This window comes from Burkholderia sp. KL41, assembly GCF_057005415.2.
In genome coordinates this window covers 1075919-1093907 of record NZ_CM189268.1, presented here as the reverse complement: position 1 = coordinate 1093907, position 17989 = coordinate 1075919, and the positions used below count along the sequence as shown (strand labels likewise).

At 68.6% G+C, this 17989-nt stretch carries 21 protein-coding genes and 2 pseudogenes; 13 read left to right on the top strand and 10 right to left on the bottom strand.

Going from position 1 to position 17989, the window contains the following annotated elements; genetic code table 11:
• Positions 1-298: 298 nt before the first annotated feature.
• The 7 genes from PQB87_RS38965 to PQB87_RS38935 all read left to right on the top strand — a co-directional run bounded on the left by PQB87_RS38965 (position 299) and on the right by PQB87_RS38935 (position 4680).
• On the top strand, positions 299-1180 hold the full coding sequence (locus PQB87_RS38965; protein ID WP_489244630.1) for an endo alpha-1,4 polygalactosaminidase: 882 nt from the start codon (positions 299-301) through the stop codon (positions 1178-1180).
• A gap of 133 nt (positions 1181-1313) precedes the next feature.
• Positions 1314-1898, top strand: coding sequence for a hypothetical protein (locus PQB87_RS38960; RefSeq protein ID WP_489244629.1), 585 nt, complete (start codon positions 1314-1316; stop codon positions 1896-1898).
• Positions 1899-2032: 134 nt separating this feature from the next.
• Positions 2033-2503, top strand: a complete 471-nt coding sequence (locus PQB87_RS38955; protein WP_111940565.1) for a universal stress protein — start codon at positions 2033-2035, stop codon at positions 2501-2503.
• A gap of 65 nt (positions 2504-2568) precedes the next feature.
• Positions 2569-2844: a DUF1488 family protein gene (locus PQB87_RS38950; protein ID WP_059685817.1), complete on the top strand. Its 276-nt coding sequence runs from the start codon at positions 2569-2571 to the stop codon at positions 2842-2844.
• Positions 2845-3024: 180 nt separating this feature from the next.
• Complete coding sequence (locus tag PQB87_RS38945) at positions 3025-3459, top strand: Hsp20/alpha crystallin family protein (RefSeq protein ID WP_059685819.1); 435 nt, start codon at positions 3025-3027, stop codon at positions 3457-3459.
• Between the two features lie 275 nt (positions 3460-3734).
• Positions 3735-4385 (top strand): BON domain-containing protein, encoded by a 651-nt coding sequence (locus PQB87_RS38940; protein WP_060061283.1) that lies wholly within the window; start codon positions 3735-3737, stop codon positions 4383-4385.
• Between the two features lie 55 nt (positions 4386-4440).
• Positions 4441-4680, top strand: a complete 240-nt coding sequence (locus tag PQB87_RS38935) for a hypothetical protein (protein WP_111940563.1) — start codon at positions 4441-4443, stop codon at positions 4678-4680.
• Positions 4681-4870: 190 nt separating this feature from the next.
• Here PQB87_RS38935 and PQB87_RS38930 read toward each other — a convergent pair whose 3' ends face one another.
• From PQB87_RS38930 to PQB87_RS38915, 4 genes are all read right to left on the bottom strand, one after another.
• A complete protein-coding gene (locus tag PQB87_RS38930; protein WP_060061285.1) occupies positions 4871-5095 on the bottom strand; it encodes a hypothetical protein in 225 nt (74 codons plus the stop codon).
• A 139-nt stretch (positions 5096-5234) separates the two neighbouring features.
• Positions 5235-6266 carry an LOG family protein gene (locus PQB87_RS38925; RefSeq protein WP_111940561.1) on the bottom strand — a complete coding sequence of 344 codons (1032 nt, stop codon included), beginning with the start codon at positions 6264-6266 and terminating at the stop codon, positions 5235-5237.
• A gap of 22 nt (positions 6267-6288) precedes the next feature.
• Positions 6289-6624, bottom strand: coding sequence for a c-type cytochrome (locus PQB87_RS38920; protein ID WP_021159373.1), 336 nt, complete (start codon positions 6622-6624; stop codon positions 6289-6291).
• A gap of 51 nt (positions 6625-6675) precedes the next feature.
• Complete coding sequence (locus PQB87_RS38915; RefSeq protein WP_111940559.1) at positions 6676-7677, bottom strand: Acg family FMN-binding oxidoreductase; 1002 nt, start codon at positions 7675-7677, stop codon at positions 6676-6678.
• Positions 7678-7851: 174 nt separating this feature from the next.
• On the opposite strand from PQB87_RS38915, the gene PQB87_RS38910 reads away from it, so the two are divergent.
• Positions 7852-8841: a zinc-dependent alcohol dehydrogenase family protein gene (locus PQB87_RS38910; RefSeq protein ID WP_111940557.1), complete on the top strand. Its 990-nt coding sequence runs from the start codon at positions 7852-7854 to the stop codon at positions 8839-8841.
• Positions 8842-8872: 31 nt separating this feature from the next.
• Here the strand turns inward: PQB87_RS38910 and fnr are convergent, their stop codons facing one another.
• The 3 genes and pseudogenes from fnr to PQB87_RS38895 form a co-directional block, all read right to left on the bottom strand.
• Positions 8873-9682: a fumarate/nitrate reduction transcriptional regulator Fnr gene (gene fnr, locus PQB87_RS38905; RefSeq protein ID WP_111940685.1), complete on the bottom strand. Its 810-nt coding sequence runs from the start codon at positions 9680-9682 to the stop codon at positions 8873-8875.
• Positions 9683-10054: 372 nt separating this feature from the next.
• Positions 10055-10702 (bottom strand): response regulator, encoded by a 648-nt coding sequence (locus PQB87_RS38900; RefSeq protein WP_059685834.1) that lies wholly within the window; start codon positions 10700-10702, stop codon positions 10055-10057.
• Positions 10699-10839, bottom strand: a pseudogene (locus PQB87_RS38895) (ATP-binding protein); the annotation flags it as partial. The pseudogene PQB87_RS38895 and the gene PQB87_RS38900, both read right to left, overlap by 4 nt.
• Before the next feature lie 352 nt (positions 10840-11191).
• Here PQB87_RS38895 and PQB87_RS38890 point away from each other — a divergent pair.
• Positions 11192-11662, top strand: coding sequence for a universal stress protein (locus PQB87_RS38890; protein WP_027792301.1), 471 nt, complete (start codon positions 11192-11194; stop codon positions 11660-11662).
• A gap of 43 nt (positions 11663-11705) precedes the next feature.
• On the opposite strand, the gene PQB87_RS38885 is transcribed toward PQB87_RS38890, so the two are convergent.
• The 3 genes from PQB87_RS38885 to PQB87_RS38875 all read right to left on the bottom strand — a co-directional run bounded on the left by PQB87_RS38885 (position 11706) and on the right by PQB87_RS38875 (position 14124).
• A complete protein-coding gene (locus tag PQB87_RS38885) occupies positions 11706-12539 on the bottom strand; it encodes a universal stress protein (protein WP_059685841.1) in 834 nt (277 codons plus the stop codon).
• Positions 12536-13039, bottom strand: a complete 504-nt coding sequence (locus PQB87_RS38880; RefSeq protein WP_111940549.1) for a universal stress protein — start codon at positions 13037-13039, stop codon at positions 12536-12538. Before PQB87_RS38880 ends, PQB87_RS38885 begins: the two co-directional genes overlap by 4 nt.
• Before the next feature lie 245 nt (positions 13040-13284).
• Complete coding sequence (locus PQB87_RS38875) at positions 13285-14124, bottom strand: universal stress protein (protein ID WP_111940547.1); 840 nt, start codon at positions 14122-14124, stop codon at positions 13285-13287.
• A gap of 189 nt (positions 14125-14313) precedes the next feature.
• Here PQB87_RS38875 and PQB87_RS38870 point away from each other — a divergent pair, with 189 nt between their 5' ends.
• From PQB87_RS38870 to PQB87_RS38855, 4 genes and pseudogenes are all read left to right on the top strand, one after another.
• Positions 14314-14853, top strand: coding sequence for a hypothetical protein (locus PQB87_RS38870; protein ID WP_111940545.1), 540 nt, complete (start codon positions 14314-14316; stop codon positions 14851-14853).
• Positions 14843-15589 carry a beta-ketoacyl-ACP reductase gene (locus tag PQB87_RS38865; RefSeq protein WP_060061294.1) on the top strand — a complete coding sequence of 249 codons (747 nt, stop codon included), beginning with the start codon at positions 14843-14845 and terminating at the stop codon, positions 15587-15589. Before PQB87_RS38870 ends, PQB87_RS38865 begins: the two co-directional genes overlap by 11 nt.
• A complete protein-coding gene (locus PQB87_RS38860) occupies positions 15586-17406 on the top strand; it encodes a PHA/PHB synthase family protein (RefSeq protein WP_111940543.1) in 1821 nt (606 codons plus the stop codon). The genes PQB87_RS38865 and PQB87_RS38860 overlap by 4 nt, the downstream gene beginning before the upstream one ends.
• Positions 17403-17956: pseudogene (locus PQB87_RS38855) on the top strand (phosphate acyltransferase). The gene PQB87_RS38860 and the pseudogene PQB87_RS38855 overlap by 4 nt, the downstream one beginning before the upstream one ends.
• Positions 17957-17989 lie beyond the last annotated feature (33 nt).

Below are 17989 nucleotides of genomic sequence, written 5' to 3'. Positions count from 1 at the left end.
GCGGATGCGGTATGGCCAATCTATCCAAAACCCCGGGACGGAGAAACTGTCATTTTTCGCAATCGCTCATCGGCGATGACGGTGCGTTTCCGGACAACGCCGGCCCGCCACGCAAACAAAAATCGACAAATCGGAACAGATGGGCGCGGTGTTCCCGCCTACCATCCGGACGTGCTTCGCGCGTTCCCGCACCACTGCGCGATCGGCAGATGCATCGCCTGCATTCCGCTGCACGTGACTCCCTCGCACCCTCGCACTCTCGCATCCTGACGAGCCGCCAACAGGCAAAGGATTCGCCATGTCCGCAAGATCATTCGCTTCATTCGTGCTGATGCTGCTGCTTGCGGCGTGCGGCGGCGACTCGGATTCGTCGATGCCGGGCGGCCCGGTCGCGGCGGCTTCGGCGCGCGCGTCGCAAGCCGCCGCGTGGAAGCCGCTCGTGCCCGGCACGAGCTGGCAATGGCAGATCGACGGCAACCCGATCAACGAGAAGGTGCTGGACGGCGTGAACAACGCCCGCAAGATGTACGACGTCGACATGGAACTGACCGATGCCGGCACGATCCAGCGCCTGAAGGCGAAGGGCATCACCGTCGTGTGCTACATGGAGGTGGGCGGGCGGGAAGACACCCGTGGCGATGCCGGCCGGTTTCCCGACAGCGTGCTCGGTTACCCCGTCGAAGGATACGAGGATCACGAACGCTGGCTGGACATTCGACAGACCGCGATCCTGATGCCCTTGATGCTGGCGCGTCTCGACATGGCGAAGAAAAAGGGCTGCGACGGCATCGAGCCGGACCTCGACGACAGCTATCGCCACGAAACGGGTTTTCCGCTGACGCGCGACGACCAACTGCGGTACAACACGGCGCTGATCGCCGCCGCGCACGATCGCGGGATGTCGATGGGCCTCAAGAACGGCTCGGGTATCGCGGCCGCGATGGCGAAAGTGGCCGACTGGGCGCTCAACGAGCAATGCAACAGGTTCCACGAGTGCGGCGATTACGCGAGCTTCATCGCGCTGAACAAGGCCGTGTTCAATGTCGAGTACACGCGCCCGGACGGCATGACGCTCGCGGCTTTCTGCCCGGCGGACAACCAGGCCGGTTTCGACGGCATTCTGAAACTGTCGAGCGACACGCTTTCGGCGCTGCCGCGCGCGGCCTGCCGATTCGAGTGAGCGGCGGGACGCAGCCGGGTGCCCTCCGGCGTGCCGGTGAAGCGCGTGCACGTGCGGCACGCGCTTGATGCAGGTCAACCGCGTTTTCCATGGCGGCCCTACAGTCGATTCGAGCGCTCGGACGCTGCGGCACGTGACCGCGCGTCGAATGCGGGATGTCGGCCGTCATACGGCCGGATTGGCGTCGAGCGGGTTCGTGCTACCCGACGGCGAGCGGAACGCGATGCGTTGCGGGGCGGTCGAGATGAAGCAACGGGTGTGGGCGGTCGGCGTGCTGCTCGCGTTGGGGGCGTGCGCCGGAGTGGAGCGGAGCGCGGCCTTCCGGTCGACGGAAACGCAATTGTTCGCGGCGCGCCAGGCCGCGGCGCTGCAGTGTTCGACACCGGCCGAGTGCGACCGCGCATGGCGCCTTGCGCGCCGCTATGTCGAAGGGCATTCGTCGACCCGGATCGCCCGGGCCGATGCAGACACGATCGAGACGGCGCCGCCGTTCCTGGCCGGCGAAGTCTATGTGTGGGCCTCGCGCACCGCATCGGGCGGCGGCGCGGCGGTGATCCGGCTCAAGGCGATGTGCAAGGGCATGTACGGCAGCGACGGCGGCCCGGGGTGGCGGTACGACGCGTGCGCGACGAAGATCCTCGACATCGAGCGAGGTTTCCGGGCCGACGTGAACCCGGCGCGTTCCCCCGATGGGCCGAAGCCGGTCGCGCCGCGCTGATCCGGCATCTCGTGCCCGCGCGCCTTCACGTGAGTTCGAACCGTTGACCTCCGTCAACGCCCGCGTCCGGCGAACGCCGATGATGACACCCATCCGCACGCCGCCGGCGCGTCGGTTCATCCAGCGAGGTCGGTATGTACACGAACATCATGGTCGCCGTGGACGGCAGTCCTTCATCGAAACTGGCGCTCGACGAAGGTCTGAAGGTGGCGCGATCGTACCGCGCGCGCCTGTTCGCCGTTTTCGTCGTCGACAGCTCGCTTCTGGTGACGTACGCCGGACGAATGGATCCGGACGCGCTGCTCGACGAGGTTCGGCGCGATGGCGCGGCGGTGCTGCGCAGCGCGGAACGGGCGATCTCGCACGCGGCGGTCAACGGCGACACGGAAATCGTCGAGACCGAGCCTGGCCAGAATGTCGCCGAACGGCTGCAACGGTACGTCGCCGAGCATTCGATCGATCTGGCCGTGATCGGTACGCACGGCCGCCGCGGGGTCCGGCGGTTGTTTCTCGGCAGCGTCGCGGAGCGTTTCCTGCGCGGATCGAGTTGCCCGGTCCTGCTCGTACGCGCCGGCGATGCCGCCCCGGCGGCGGCAGCAGCCTAGCGTCTTCGCGCGCGGCGCACCGCCAGCCCGCGCCCACCCATGCGCAACCTGCACAGGTGACCATCATGCAGATCTCCTTTCCTTGCGAACATCCGACGTATTGCAGCCAGGATCCCGCGCTGGCGTTTTCCGCGCTGGTCGAAGGCCGCCGTGTGCACTGCGCGATCACCGCGGAAGCACTGGAGGATCACTTCCGCGCGGCGTCGCCGCGTGAACAGGATCTCGTGGAGGCATTTTCCCGTCATCGACCCGCGATCGAGCGCGCCGCGCGCTGCCTGCTCGAGGAGATGGGCGGCCGGCCGATCCTGCTCCACAGCGGCTATTTCCGGTTCTGCACCTGAGCGTCCGCTCCCGTTGACGCGCGTCAAGCCCATGCCGATGCGGGCCGTTACGCTGGAATCCTGATGATCGTTCGTCCGTTGCCCGGCACACGGTGCCGCGCCAATCCGATCTTCGTCATGGCTTCGCGCGGGCAGGGCGAAAGCGCGGGCCGCATGTCAATCGCTTGAGGAGTACGAACCATGGGCAATGTCACACGGTACGATCCGTTTTCGATCGAACCCGTCGCCGACCTGTTTCAGGGCCTGTTCAGGCCGCTGCGCGGGATGACGCTGGCGGACGAGCCCGATCTTGCATCGATGAAGATCGACGTGACGGAAAGCGACGATGCGTACAAGGTCAACGCGGAGCTGCCGGGCGTCGCCAGGGACGACATCGACGTCCAGGTGACGGGCAGTACCGTATCGATCAACGCGAAAATCCAGCGCAACAGCGAGCAGAAGGAAGGCGAGCGCGTGATCCGGCGCGAGCGCTATAGCGGCGCGGTCAGCCGCTCGTTCTCGCTGTCGGGTGAAATCGACGACGCGAAGGCAACGGCGACGTATCAGGACGGCGTGCTGTCGCTGACGCTGCCGAAGAAGGCGCCGGTCGCGCAGAAAAAGCTGACGATCGGCTGATCGGGCGGCAGGTTGCGGGTGACGCAGGCATGCGCTGCCCGACAGGAGGAAAACGGCGCGCGGAGCGATCCGCGCGCCGTTTCGTTGAAGCGGGCGCCGGGGCGCTCACGCATTCGATGCCGCGCCGGCTTGACCTCCGTCAAGCGGCGCACCGGCAGGCCGCGATGCGCGTCGAGCGGCGTCCGTTGACCTGCATCAGCGATCCCCGGCCGTGCATGTGCAAATCTGGGCGTATGCGGCGAACAGGCACGCCGCGGCTCACAGGAGTGCAGGCGATGAAAACCGACAGGCAACTGAAGCAGGACGTCCAGGACGAACTCGAGTCCGACCCGGCGATCGACGCGACACGTATCGGTGTCGAGGTCGTCGACCGGATCGTGACGCTCTCGGGTCACCCGCCGAGCTATGCGGAAAAACTGGCGATCGAGCGGGCGGCGAACCGTGTGGCCGGCGTCAAGGCGCTCGTCGTCGACATGACGGTGCATTTGCCGGACGACGACGTGCGCACCGACGAGGACATCGCGAATGCCGTGCACTCGGTTCTGCACTGGACGGTCGGTCTGCACGAAGACACGGTCAAGGTGCAGGTCGAACACGGCTGGATCACGCTGTCCGGCAGGGTCGACTGGGCGTACCAGAGCCATCTGGCCGTGCGGGCGATCTCGCAGATGCGCAGCGTGACCGGCGTGACCGACCACATCACGGTGCAGGGGGCGGTCGGGTCGGCCGACATCGGCGGCAGCATCAAGCGCGCGATCATGCGCCACGCGGAGCGCGAGGCGAAGCACATCGCGATCGAGGTGCACGACGGCACCGTGCGGCTGTCCGGCAAGGTCGGTTCGTTCTCCGAGCGCAAGGCCGTGCGCGGTGCCGCGTGGTCGGCGCGCGGCGTGCGTGCGGTGGTCGACGACCTGGTCGTCGAGTAAGCGCGGTACCGGGCAACCGGATGGGCAGTCCGCGCAGTTGAAGGAGGGAAGCCGGATGACACTGTCAGGCGAGGTACACGACGCAGACTGGTCGGTGACGATCGAGACGATTGCCGCCGAAGCGGGCGGCTACCGTTGCAGGATCCACGTTACGTTCACGTCGCCGGATGGCGCATGCGAGCGCACGTTCGCGCACAGCCGGACCCACGATACCGAGCGCGAAGCGGCGATCGACGGGCTGCGCGCCGGGATGACCTGGGTCGAGATGAGGAAATCGGACACGTTCACGGTCTGACGCCACGGCGCAGGTGAACGTGTCTCCCGTGGTCCTGGCGAACGGGATGGACGGCGTCGGCAAGCGCGTGGTGACCGGGGTGCGGCCGGCCCGGGCAGACGGACGGGACGGCAGGGCGAGCGCGATCGTTGAGTCGGAAGACCAGGCCGCCGCGCCGGATGCCGACGGCGCGGCACGGCTGCGTGCGGCTTCAGGCGGCCTTGAGTGCCGACAGTTGCAGTGCCTGCGCAAAGCGGGCCAGCGTGGCGATCGAGCCCGTCACGCTCTCGTACCGCTCGCGCCCGATCTGTCCGTCGAGGATCACGAGCATGCCGGCGTCGCGCGCCAGGGCGACGAGCGCCTGCGTGTCGAGCGGGGCAGCGTCAGGCCGGCCGGCCTGGTCGCCCGAATCGGGAAGCGGGGTAGCGTGTGTCATGACGGCTCTCCTGATGGTCCGGAATCCGGCTGGCGCGCAGTCGCGATCCGTGGTTTCAGTATCGTTGCCGCGCCCGTGCGATTCAATCGGCATGCCCCGAAGCTGCGGTAGGAATCGCGCGGAGCGCGTCGGCAGATTCCTACACGGCACGCGGTTTCCGCGGCGGGCGGCGGCGCACCGGCCGCGCCGCACGCCGCCGTGCATACCAGCTTCCGATCGCGCGCCAGATGTCGGGGGCGGATTCGCAGTACGTGAACAGGTCGAGATCGCGGCGATCGATCATCCCCTCGTCGGCGAGGAAGGCCAGGTCCACCGCGCGACGCCAGTACGCCTCGCCGACGAGGATGACGGGCAGCGGCGGAATCTTGCGCGTCTGCAGCAGCGTCAGGACCTCGAACAGCTCGTCGAATGTGCCGTAGCCGCCCGGGAAAAACACGGCGGCTTTCGCGCGTTCGAGCAGGTGCAGCTTGCGGATCGCGAAATAGTGGAACCGGAAACCGAGACCGGGCGTGATGTACGGATTCGGTGCCTGTTCGCGCGGCAACTCGATGTTCAGGCCGATGCTCGGCGCGCCGCGCTCGTACGCGCCGCGGTTCGCGGCCTCCATGATGCCGGGGCCGCCGCCGGTGACCACGGCGAGCCGCGCGGCGCGCGTGCACCGGTCGGCGTGGCCGACGATGCGCCCGAATTCGCGTGCGACGCGGTAATACACGCTGTGCTCGACGAGCCGGCTCGCCGCCGCGACGGCGCGGCGCCGGCCCGCATCGTGCGGACGCTGCGCGAGCAGGCGATTGGCTTCGTCCAGCCGGGCATTCGCGACGGCAGGAGCGACGATGCGCGTACTGCCGTAGATCACGACGGCATGACCGATGCCTTCGCTCTGCAGGCGCGCCTCGGCTTTCCAGTAATCGAGCTGCAGCCGGATGCCGCGCATGCTCGCGCGCTGCAGGATGGTGGCGTCGTCGTCGACAGGCGTGCGCTTCGGGCGTTGGGCGGGACGCCGCGCGCGACGCGGGCCGGGCCGGGCGCTGTCGTCGTTGCCGGCGAGCGCATCGGGCCGCGGACGTGCGCGTGTGCCGCGCGTGTCCGCCGGCGTCGCGCCGGGTGCGGCACGGCGGCGCGCATTGCTTCGTACCGCACGGGCGGGTAGGCGTTTGATGGCGGTCGGCATGCGGTGCGGGCCGGTGGGCCGGCTACTGGCTCAGCACCCATTGCACGAGCTGGTGCGCATCGTCGGCGGACAGCGGGCCGCCGCGATCCTCGGCGGACGGCATCGGCGTGTCGCCCCAGTGCACGCGGCCGCCGACGCGCAGCTTGCGTTCCAGTTCCGCGGCCGCCGCCGGATCGCCGCGATAGCGCTGCGCGATCTCGTGGAACGACGGCCCGAGGAACCTCATGTCGGGCGTGTGGCAGAACATGCAGTGCTGCGCGTTGACGAGATCGGTCGGCTCGGGCACGGCCGTCTGCGCGGCGGCCGGGCCGGCCGCCGCAGCGATCGCGCAGAGGGCAGCGAAACGCAGGAGGTTCATGTTTTTTTCCTCGTCCGGGTCGGAGGGGGCGCACCTTGCCTCGCGGCGCGATCAGGAGACGACTTCGTCGAGCGGGCGGCGCGGCGAATGCGGCGTATGCGGGCCGCGCCCGACGCGCAGCAGCAACTGCGGCTCGCCGCGCAGCCCGAGCATGTGGCGCAGGTGGGCGCGCAGCCCGGCCGTCTCGATCGGCTGGTTCAGGTAGGACGCCGTATGGCCCGCGCGCGCCGCGACGAGCAGGACGCGCTCCAGCGCCTGTCCGGCGGCGAGCCATGCGTCGCGATCGTCGCGGACGGTCGACAGGCAGACGATCAGCGGCGACGCGCCGACGAGCTGGTGATGCAGCGCGGCGAGCCCGTTGCCGAGATCGAACGTCCGGACCGCCATCGTCACGACGGGCGCCGCGAAGTCCAGCAGCGTCGGCACGCCGGCCGCAAATGCCGGCATGCCGTCGACGTGCCGGCGCGGATCGATCCAGCTTGCCAGCTCGCGCCGGAAGCGCGGATCGGCGAACTGCTGCCGGTCGGCCTCGGCGACGAGCTCGGCCACCCGTGCGCGGTGCGCGATCGCGTCGACACAGGCGACCTCGACGCCTTCCGCCGCGCCGGCCGCGATCAGCTCGCGCTGGAGCGTGTCCGGAACGGCCGTCGATTCGAACGGCGCGCGCGTGGTTACGCGCTCCGGAATCGCATCGAACAGCGCGCCGAGCGACGCGTCGGAATAGCCGTCGTCGCACACCCGCACCAGTGCGAGGAGATCGGGGTCGACTTCGGACGGAAACGTGCTGATCGTATGGGCGAGCCCTGCGTGGTCGAGCGCGACACGTAGGTTGAGCAAGGCGGCGCCGCAACTGATGATCAGCTCGCGATCGAACGGATCGACCACGGGCAGCGCACGGACGCGGTCCGCGCAGACCGCGATCGTGGGCCCGTCGACGATGAATCGCCACGGCTGCGAATTGTGGCTGGACGGGGCCAGCACCGCATAGGCCAGCAGCGACCTCAGATGCGCTTCGGGATGCGCGCTTGCGGCAAGTGGGGGAACGGCTGTCATTCGATCATCTCCTGGGCGCCGGGCCGGCGGCGTCATGCCACTTCATCGTGTCAGCAACCGGCCGGCCGCCGTTGACCCACGTCAAGCGCCCGTCACTGCGCCGTGCGCGCGCGGCGCGTGGCGACTAGCCTTGGATCGTGACGCGCGCGAACACGATGGCGCGGGGAGGCGAGCATGCTTGCGATGATGTTTGACGGCACGACGCCGCATTTGCGCGAGGCGCGCGTGCCGGAACCGCTACCGGCGCCGGGCCAGCTGCTGATCGACGTGCACGCGTGCGGTGTATGCCGGACCGATCTCCATGTCGTCGACGGCGAACTCGCGCACCCGAAGCTGCCGCTGGTGCCGGGGCACGAGATTGTCGGAACGGTGCGCGTGCCCGGCGAGGGCGTGACGGGATTCTCCGTCGGCGACCGGGTGGGCGTGCCATGGCTGGGCTCGACCTGCGGGCATTGCACGTACTGCGCGTCCGGCCGCGAAAACCTGTGCGACAGCCCGGGATTCACCGGTTATACGATCGACGGCGGTTATGCCGAGTGCGCCGTTGCCGACCATCGCTATTGCGTGCACCTGCCGCGGCGCTATTCCGATCTCGAGGCCGCGCCGCTCCTGTGTGCCGGCCTGATCGGTTACCGAACCTTGCGCATGGCCGGCGATGCGCGTCGCGTCGGCATCTACGGCTTCGGCGCGGCCGCCCATCTCGTCGCGCAGGTCGCGCATTTCGAGGGGCGGAAGGTGTTTGCGTTGACGAAGCCCGGCGACACCGTCGCCCAGCAGCTCGCGCTGTCACTCGGTGCCGCATGGGCCGGCGGCAGCGACGAAACGCCGCCGGAACCCCTCGACGCCGCGCTCGTCTTCGCGCCGGTGGGCGCACTGGTGCCGGCCGCGCTTCGCGCGGTCGACAAAGGCGGGATCGTCGTATGCGGCGGCATTCACATGAGCGATATCCCGGGCTTTCCGTACGCGTGGCTGTGGGGCGAGCGCCGCATCGTGTCGGTCGCCAACCTGACGCGTGCGGACGCGGCCGCGTTCATGCGGATCGCCGATGCGATGCCGCTGCGGGTCGAAGCGGTGCGTTACGCGCTGACCGATGCAAACCGCGCACTGGACGATCTGCGCGCGGGGCGCGTGTCCGGTGCCGCCGTGCTCGGCATGCGCGGCTGATCCCGCTCGGCATGCCCGCACCGCAATGCGCTCAGATGCGCCCGAGGCCGTCCGGATCGACGATGCGGATCTGCTTGCCTTGCGCGGCGACGAGCCCCTTGCGCTGGAACTTCGACATCATGCGGCTGACCGTTTCGAGCTTCATCCCGAGATACTCGCCGATCTCGTCGCGCGTCATCCGCAGCACGAATTCGGCGGCCGAGTAGCCGCGCGCCTTGAAGCGCGTGGACAGGTTCAGCAGGAAGGCGGCCACGCGCTGCTCGGCGGTCATCGTGCCGAGCAGCAGCATCTGCGCGGATTCGCGCACGATCTCGCCGCTCATCATCTGATACACGTGATGCTGCATCGGCCGAACGTCGCGGCACATCTGTTCGAGCTGGCCGAACGGAATGATGCAGACGGTGCTGTCCTCGAGCGCGATTGCGTCGCCGTTGTGCCGCCCGGTGTGCACGCCGTCGAGCCCGAGCGATTCGCCGACGATCTGGAAGCCGGTGATCTGCTCGTCTCCGTCGCGATGCATCACGATGGTCTTGAACGAACCGGTTCTGACCGCATAGATGCTGTTGAATGCGTCACCCGCGCGAAACAGCGTTTCGCCGCGCCTGACGTGCCGCGTCGTGCAGATCATCGCGTCGACGCGCGCGAAATCGTCAGGCGAAAGATCGGGCGGCATGCACACGGTACGCAACGCGCAGGTCGAGCAACGGGACGCGGCGCGCTTCGGCTGGTCCGCCCGTTCGACGGGATGCAGCGGGATGAACGGACGTGACGGTTGTGACGGGCGTAACGGGTGTAACGGGTGTAACGGCATGGTCTGCGAAACATCGGCATGGCTTTGCATGATCGGCTCCAATTCCTGGGCCAGCGGCGAATCGCTGCAGGGCGGGATCGCGCTGGCCGTCGTACCGGCGGCCTTGGTGTCTGCCGCCTTCCTGATGGGGAACCACACCGGACGGGCCAGGAGACCGAAACCGGTCTCGGCGTTGAGGGGGCCTTTGCTCCGGGTGGCACGCTGGCTTGTTTTTCTTGATACGCAGTATGGATGGCGCGACGCTCGACGGAAATCAGCCGGAATTGAAGATGCGGTAGGACACGTGGAAGCGTTGTAGGGCGTTTCCTACAAAGGGGGCGGAATCTTGCCGCGATCTTGCCGCCGAGGCGGGCGGTGGCCGTGAGATCGACGGGGCACAAGCAGCCGGCTGCCTGGCCGCCGTCAGAGTTCGTCCGGATCGTCGAACAGCTTGTGGCGCATCGCATAACGCACGAGCGCCGTGTCGTTCGGCATTTGCATCTTCTCGAGAATGCGCGTCTTGTACGTGCTGACGGTCTTGACGCTGACGCTGAGCGCCTGCGCGATTTCGGAAATCGACTCGCCGGTGGTGACGCGCCGGAAGACGTCGAATTCACGGTCGGACAGACGCTGGTGCGGCAGGAGATCGGTCGGTTCGTTCAGGCTCTGCGCAAACTGTTCGGCCATCGTCAGGCTGACATACACGCCGCCGGCCGCGATCTTGGTCAGCGCCGCGACCAGCTCGGCGCTCGCGCTCTCCTTGGTCATGTAGCCGGATGCGCCCGCGCGGAACGCGCGCACCGCGTATTGCTGCTCGGCGTGCATCGTCAGTACGAGGACGTGCAAGGCCGGTTTCTCGTCCTTGATCTGCTTGATGAGTTCGACGCCGTTCCGGCCGGGCATCGACAGGTCGAGCACCAGCACGTTCGCGGCCGTGCCGCGCACGAGTGCGATCGTGGATGCGCTGTCGCACGCTTCGCCCGCGACCTCGAAACCGCTTGCGTTCTGCAGGATGTGCCGCAGGCCGTCCCTGACGAGGGCATGGTCGTCGGCGATGAGTACCCTGATCATGACAGCACATCTCCTTGCCGGATGGCGTGAAGCGGCAACGCCACGGCAATCGTGAATCCCGTTCCCGGCCGGTTGTCGATCGTTACCGTGCCGTCGAGCATGTGCGCGCGCTCACGGATGCCGACCAGCCCGAACGACGTGGCCAGGCCGAGCGCCAGCGTCAGCAGCGTGGCGAGGGTCGCGGATCGCGCGGGCCGGACCCTGCGCGGAGCCGGCCCGGCCTTGAAGGCGGGCACATGGACTGTCATTGCCGTTCATCCTGACGGATTTCGCCGGCGGCCGGCGGGCCGGACGCGGGGCACGGGAAGCGGGGCAGGCCGAAACTGCGATATCGCCCGAAATTGTGCGCGTTTTGTCCGGGTTCGCCAATCGGGACCGATGCGTACGCCTGTTTCCGTGCGGGCTTGACCGGCGTCAACCGGACGATGCGCGTCGGGCCCAGACTGATCTGGCATGCCGGTCAAATCCGAACGGCAACGGGGAGGCTCCATGTATGCACGGATCTTTGCGGCTCTCGACGGCAGCCGCGCTTCGCGACTCGCGCTCGACGAGGCGATCGCGCTCGCCCGCGATTCAGGCGGCCTGATCGTCGCCGTGTGCGTGGTATCGGACGCGCCAAGGGTGGCCGACGTCGACAGCGGTTATATCGGCCAGCGCGACCCGGCCGGGCTGGATGCGGACAGGGCCGCGATCGCGGTGGCGGACGCGGAGACCGCGTTTCGCCTGTGCGGCGTCCGCGGCACGGCACACACGCTCGACGCGTGCGGCGAGGACGTGTCGTCCGTTCTGGCGCGCGCCGCCGCCGAATGCGACGCGGAGCTGATCGTGATGGGCACGCACGGGCGGCGCGGCGTGCGCCGCGCGTTGCTCGGCAGCGTCGCCGAATCGCTGGTGCGCACCGCCGACCGGCCGGTGCTGGTCGTGCGGGAGGGGCAGGGCGCGTGTGCGGCCGTGTTGTGACGAAAAGGGGGCGGCCGCAAGCGGCTGCCCCCTTTTCGACGGCTCAGTGAGACAGCAGCACCGGCACCGTCATCGTCTCGAGGATCGTGCGCGTGGCGCCGCCCAGCACACGTTCGTGCATGCGCGCATGGCTGTACAAACCCATCACGAGCAGGTCCGCGTGCAGGTCGGTCACCCGGTTCAGCAGCGTCGCGCCCACGCCGACCGACCGTTCGCGCGGCGTCGTGGAGAACGACGCGCGAATGCCGTGCCGCTCGAGATACGCGGCGACGTCGACGCCCGCGGGCGTCTTGTCCGGGTCGGGCTGCCCGCGCACGACCGTCTCGACGTTGACGAAGCGCGCACGGGCGAGCAGCGGCAGCGCATCGGCCATCACGCGGGCGGCTTCGCGCCCGCCGTCCCAGCCGATCAGCACGTTCTCGCCGATCGTTCGCACGTCGCCCGCATAGGGCACGACGATCGCCGGGCGGCCGCTGCCCATCACGACATCCTCGACGAAATGGCGCGCGACGTAGGTCATGCGATCGTCGGGGTCTTCCTGGCCGAGCACCAGCAGATCGGCGTGACGCGCGTGGAGAATGGCGACGGTGGTCGCGTCGCCGGCGGGGGCCTGCCATTCGACGCTGCGTCCCGCGCGCTCGGCGGCCGCCAGGAATTTTTCTTCGGCCTCCTTGCGACGTTGCTCGCACAGCCGCTCGTACACGGCAAGCTTCAGCGGTTCGTCGGGCCGCCGCAACGGCTCGAACAGGTCCTGGCAGACCACGTAGAGGCCGATCAGATGCGCGTTCCAGCGCGCCGCGAGTTCGAGTGCGAGGCCGACGCGCGTCGCGCAGCGCTCGCTGTCGTCGAGGTGGACGAGCAGGGTCTTGTAGCTCATGACAGCTCCTTTTCGGTTGATGCCGCGGCGGTTTCGGCGGGTTTCTCCGGCGGGCAGTTCGCCGGAATCATCAGGACCGGGCAGGTGGCCAGGCGCAACACGCGCTCGGCCACGCTGCCGAGGAAGAGGCGCTGAAAGCCGCGCCGGCCGTGCGTGCCCATCACGATCAGGTCGGCCCCGGTTTCGTCGGCAAGACGGACGATCCGGCGCGGAATGCCTTCGCCCGCGGGCTCGACGTTGGAGATCTGCGGCATGCCGGCCACGTCGCGCGCTTTCAGGCGGCGCGCCGCGTCGTCGGTGACGCGCAGCCCCTCTTCGCGGAAGGCATCGACGAGGATCGACGGATCGTATCCGTACGTGTCGTAGGCCGGCACCAGGAAATCGACGACGTAGACGGGGGTCAGCCGCGCACCCGTCTCCGCCGCGAGCGTCAGCGCGGCGTCGAGTGCGCGGGACGACGTGTCGCTGCCGTCGAGCGCAACCAGAATGTTCGAGTACATGGCATTTCCCTTGAACGGATGTGGATGAGGTCATCATCGGCGCGTGCGTGCCGACGGCGCTGATCTGGATCAAGCGGCGCGGTTGCCGCGCGGCACGCGCACTGCGACGCGTGCCGCCGGGCACGACGCGATGGGCAATGGCGCCCACCGTGATGTGCGGCAACTGCACACGGATCCACATCGCGATCCGTGCAGGCATGTCGCGACAGGGATCGCTCGTGCCGAGCCGCATCGCATCGGCCGGCTCAGTGCGACATCAGCACCGGCAGCGTCATCGACCCCAGCACCGTGCGCGTGGCGCCGCCCATTACCAGTTCGCGCCAGCGCGAATGGCCGTAGGCCCCCATCACGAGCAGGTCGGAACCCGTTTCGTAAGCGCGTGACAGCAGCGTGTCGCCGATCGACGCACCGGTGCCGGTACCGATGTCGAGCACGTTCACGTCGTGCGCGTGGCGTGCCAGCATCAGCGCGGCATCGGCGGCCGGAATGCGCGTGGTCGCCGCCTCCGAATCGGCGTCGACCACGGCGGCGACCGTCGTGCGCTTCGCATGCTCGAGAAACGGGAGCGCGTCGTGCGCGGCGCGGGCCGCTTCGCGGCTGCCGTCCCACGCGACGAATACCCGTTCGCCGATCGACGGAAATTCTCCGGTGTACGGCACGAACAGCACCGGGCGGCCGGCGGACAGCACCAGGTTCTCCGGAAACTGGTCGTCGATAAAGGTCTCGGGATCGTTCGGGTCGCTCTGGCCCGCAATCACGAGATCGGCGAGTCGCGCGGCGCGCAGCACGGCCAGATTCGCGCGTTCGTCCGCGTGAACCCAGGTCGCCGGCACTTTGGCGCGGGCGGTCTCCGCATGGAACAGGCGCTCCAGCGCGGCGAGCCGTTCGTCGCGCCGCTCGCGGTGCTCGCGGAAATAGTCGGCGGAACCGGCCATCACGTAGAACGAATACGGCTCGGGCGTGTAGACCGCGAACAGCCCGGTGAGATGCGCACCGAAGCGCCGGGCGAGACGCAACGCGAACTCGAGGCGCGAATGCGCGCGGGCGCTCGTATCGAGGTGCACGACCATGCTTTTGTAGCTCATCGGAATCGCTCCATCGACGGGTGATCCGCCAGTGCAATCCAGTCTACGAAGCAGGGTTTCCGCGCGCTTGACTCAGATCAACGGCAGCCGAGCGCCGCGGCCGCACAGTGAGGCGGTCGCCCTGCCGATGCCCGGCAGGCGGCACGAGGCGGATGCCAACCCGTTGACCGGATCGAAGGAGGGAACACGATGAGCGCCCATGCTTTGACGACACCGAACGACGCATGCCGCGCGGGATGCGATCTTGCATTGCGCATGGCCGCGCTGAACCGAGGCTGGCAGCAGGAATGGCATGCGCTCGCAGGGCGCTGCATCGAACGGGACCGCGACGCCGTGCGCGGCCTGCAGCAGGCGCTCACGGCTACGACCGAGTGGACGGCCTTCGGTGAAGCGGCCCGGCTGGCGATGCGCGACTACACGGTCGCCACCGTCGCGATCTGGCAGGACGCCACCGAGCTCTGCATGCGCGGGCAGTTCGAGAGTGCCGGCGCGTGGCGCACGTGGCTGCGCGAATACGGCCCCGGCGGGCTGGCGCGCTACCAGACCGACTGGTTGCCCGACCTCGGGCGGCTGGCCGTGATCAACGAGGCCAGCATGCCGTGGCGCGACTGGATGGCGGCGTTCGAGCTCGGCATCACGGAGGCCGTCGGCGCGAGCGACGGGGAAACGACGGCTGCGCGACTGCGGGACGACCACCTTGCCGCGCGGGAGCACGATCATGTCCGCTAGGCGCGTCGCGTTCGTCACGGGCGGAATGGGCGGCCTTGGCGCCGCGATCAGCCGTTGCCTGCACGACGCGGGCATGACGGTGGCGGTGTCGCACACCGAACACAACGACCACGTCGCGACGTGGCTCACGCAGGAACGCGACGCCGGCCGCGCGTTTCATGCATACGAGGTCGACGTTGCCGATTACGATGCGTGCCAGCACTGCGCGGCACGCGTGCTGGCCGAATTCGGGCGCGTCGACGTGCTCGTCAACAACGCCGGCATCACGCACGACGCCACCTTCGTGAAGATGACCAAGAGCATGTGGGATGCGGTGCTGCGCACCAACCTCGACAGCATGTTCAACATGACGAAGCCGTTCGTGCCCGGCATGATCGACGCGGGCTTCGGGCGGATCGTGAACATCGGGTCCGTCAACGGTTCGAGAGGTGCGTACGGGCAAACGAACTACGCGGCCGCGAAGGCCGGCATCCACGGCTTCACGAAGGCGCTCGCGCTCGAACTCGCGCGTCACGGCGTGACGGTCAACACGGTCGCGCCTGGCTACCTGGATACGGCGATGCTCGAATCGGTGCCGAAGGAAGTGCTCGACACGAAGATCCTGCCGCAGATCCCGGTGGGGCGTCTCGGCCGCCCCGACGAGATCGCCGCGCTGGTCGGCTTCCTGTGTTCCGATGCGGGCGCATTTGCGACGGGTGCCGAATTCGATGTCAACGGCGGCATGCACATGCGATGACAGCCTCCGTCGTCCGTGCACCGTTCACGCACGAATCGATGCCATCGCCGGATCGGGGCGGCCCGGTGTCGCGTTCCGCCGAATGCCCGGCGGAAACGACTTCGCCTGCGGACCAATGGAACCGCGCAGCGCATGCGAGCGTCGCCGCGATGACCTTCGGGCTGTCGCCCGTGTCGCTGGCGCTGGCCGTGCTCGACTGGGGCGCGCATCTGGCGGTGTCGCCGGGAAAGTGCTTCGAGCTCGCGGCGCAGGCGTGCACGGCCGCCGTTGTACCGGCGGCAAACCGGCGTGAGGGCGACGCCGACGATGCGGACATGAGCGGCGTTGCCGTGCATGCCGGCGAGGCCGATCCGCGTTTCGCCGCGCCGGCATGGGCCGGCTGGCCGTTCAGCGTGTATCGCGACAGTTTCCTGTCGATCCAGCGCTGGTGGCGCGACGCAACGCGCGGCGTGCCGGGCGTCGAACGGCACCACGAGGAACTGGTCGGGTTCGTCGCGCGACAGTGGCTCGACGCGTGCTCGCCGGGCAATTTCCTGGCGACCAACCCGGTCGTGCTCGACGCGACGATGCGCAGCGGCGGCGCGAATCTCGCGGCAGGCTTCCGGAACTGGCTGGACGACGCGAGCGCGTTGCTCGATCGCACGAGCGGCACGCGGGCCCGCGACACGCGCACGTATCTGCCGGGACGCGACGTGGCGATTACGCCGGGGCGCGTCGTCTGGCGCAACGCGCTGTGCGAGCTGCTGCAGTACGACCCGACGACGCCCCGCGTCGCACGCGAACCGATCCTGATCGTGCCGTCGTGGATCATGAAGTACTACATCCTCGATCTGCAACCGCACAACTCGCTGATCCGCTTCCTGGTCGATGCCGGCTACACCGTGTTTGCGGTGTCGTGGCGCAACCCGGGCGCGGAGGCCCGCGACGTCGGGCTCGACGATTATCTGCGTGACGGGTGCATGGCGACGCTCGACGCCGCCCGGTCGATCTGCGGCGAAGCGGTCCACGCGGTCGGCTATTGCCTGGGCGGCACGCTGCTCGCGATCGGCGCGGCGGCGCTCGCGCGCGACGGGCGGCAACACGACGCACTGCGCTCCGTCACGTTGCTGGCGGCCCAGACCGATTTCAGCGAACCCGGCGAGCTCGGCCTGTTCATCGACGCGAGCGAACTGTCCGCACTCGACGCGCTGATGTGGCGGCAGGGTTACCTGGACGGCGCGCAGATGTCCGCCGCGTTCGAACTGCTGAACGCGCGCGACCTGATCTGGTCGCGGATGATGAGCGAATACCTGCTCGGCACGCGCACGAAGCCCAACGACCTGATGTCGTGGAATGCGGACACCACGCGCATGCCGTATCGGATGCATTCGGAATACCTGACGCGGCTCTTTCTCGACAACGATCTCGCGGCCGGCCGCTATTGCGTCGACGGGCGGCCGGTCGCGTTGTCGGATCTCGACGTGCCGACGTTCGTGGTCGGCACCGAGCGCGATCACGTGTCGCCGTGGCGTTCCGTCTACAAGCTCCACCTGCTCACGCACCATGCGCTGACCTTCGTGCTGACATCGGGCGGGCACAACGCAGGCATCGTGTCCGAACCGGGCCATGCGGGGCGCCGCTATCGATGCGCGACCCGCGAACCCGGCGCGGCCTACCGCAGCCGGCACGATTTCGTGCGCGACACGCCGACGGTCGACGGATCGTGGTGGACCTGCTGGCGCGACTGGCTGCACGCGCGCTCGTCGGGCGACGTGCCGGCCCGTACGCCGGCCGCGGGATTGGCGGCGGCGCCCGGCACCTACGTACTCGAAACATGAGCGAAAACCCGCCGCCGGACGGGCGCGACGACGCCTGCCTGCCCGGCTTGCTGCCACTCCCGGACGGCGCATTACCCGAACTGATCGCGCGGGCGCGCAACGCGGCGCCGCTCGTCGTCGCCGTCGTGCATCCGTGTGACGCGACCAGTCTGGTTGCGCTCGCGGCGCTGCGCACGTCACCCCTGGGGGCAGCGATCGAACCGCTGATCGTCGCGCCGCGCGCCAAGGTGCAGCGCGTGGCGAACGAGGCGTGCGTCGATCTTTCGACGTGGACGATCGGGGACGTGCCGCACAGCCATGCGGCGGCGGCCCGCGCGGTCGAACTCGCGGCGGCCGGCCGCGCCGACATCCTGGTCGTTCCCGATATCGAAGCCGGCAACCTGCTCGCGAAGCAGCTCGAATACCTGGGGGGGCCGTCAGCGCAGGCATCGTCGTCGGCGCACGCGTGCCGATCGTGCTGACGAGCCGTGCCGACGGCATCGCCGTCCGGATCGCTTCGTGCGCACTCGCGACGGTGCTGGCGCAAGGGCGGCATCACCTGCAGTCCTGATGAATGAACCCGCAACCCTTTCTTTCGATGGAG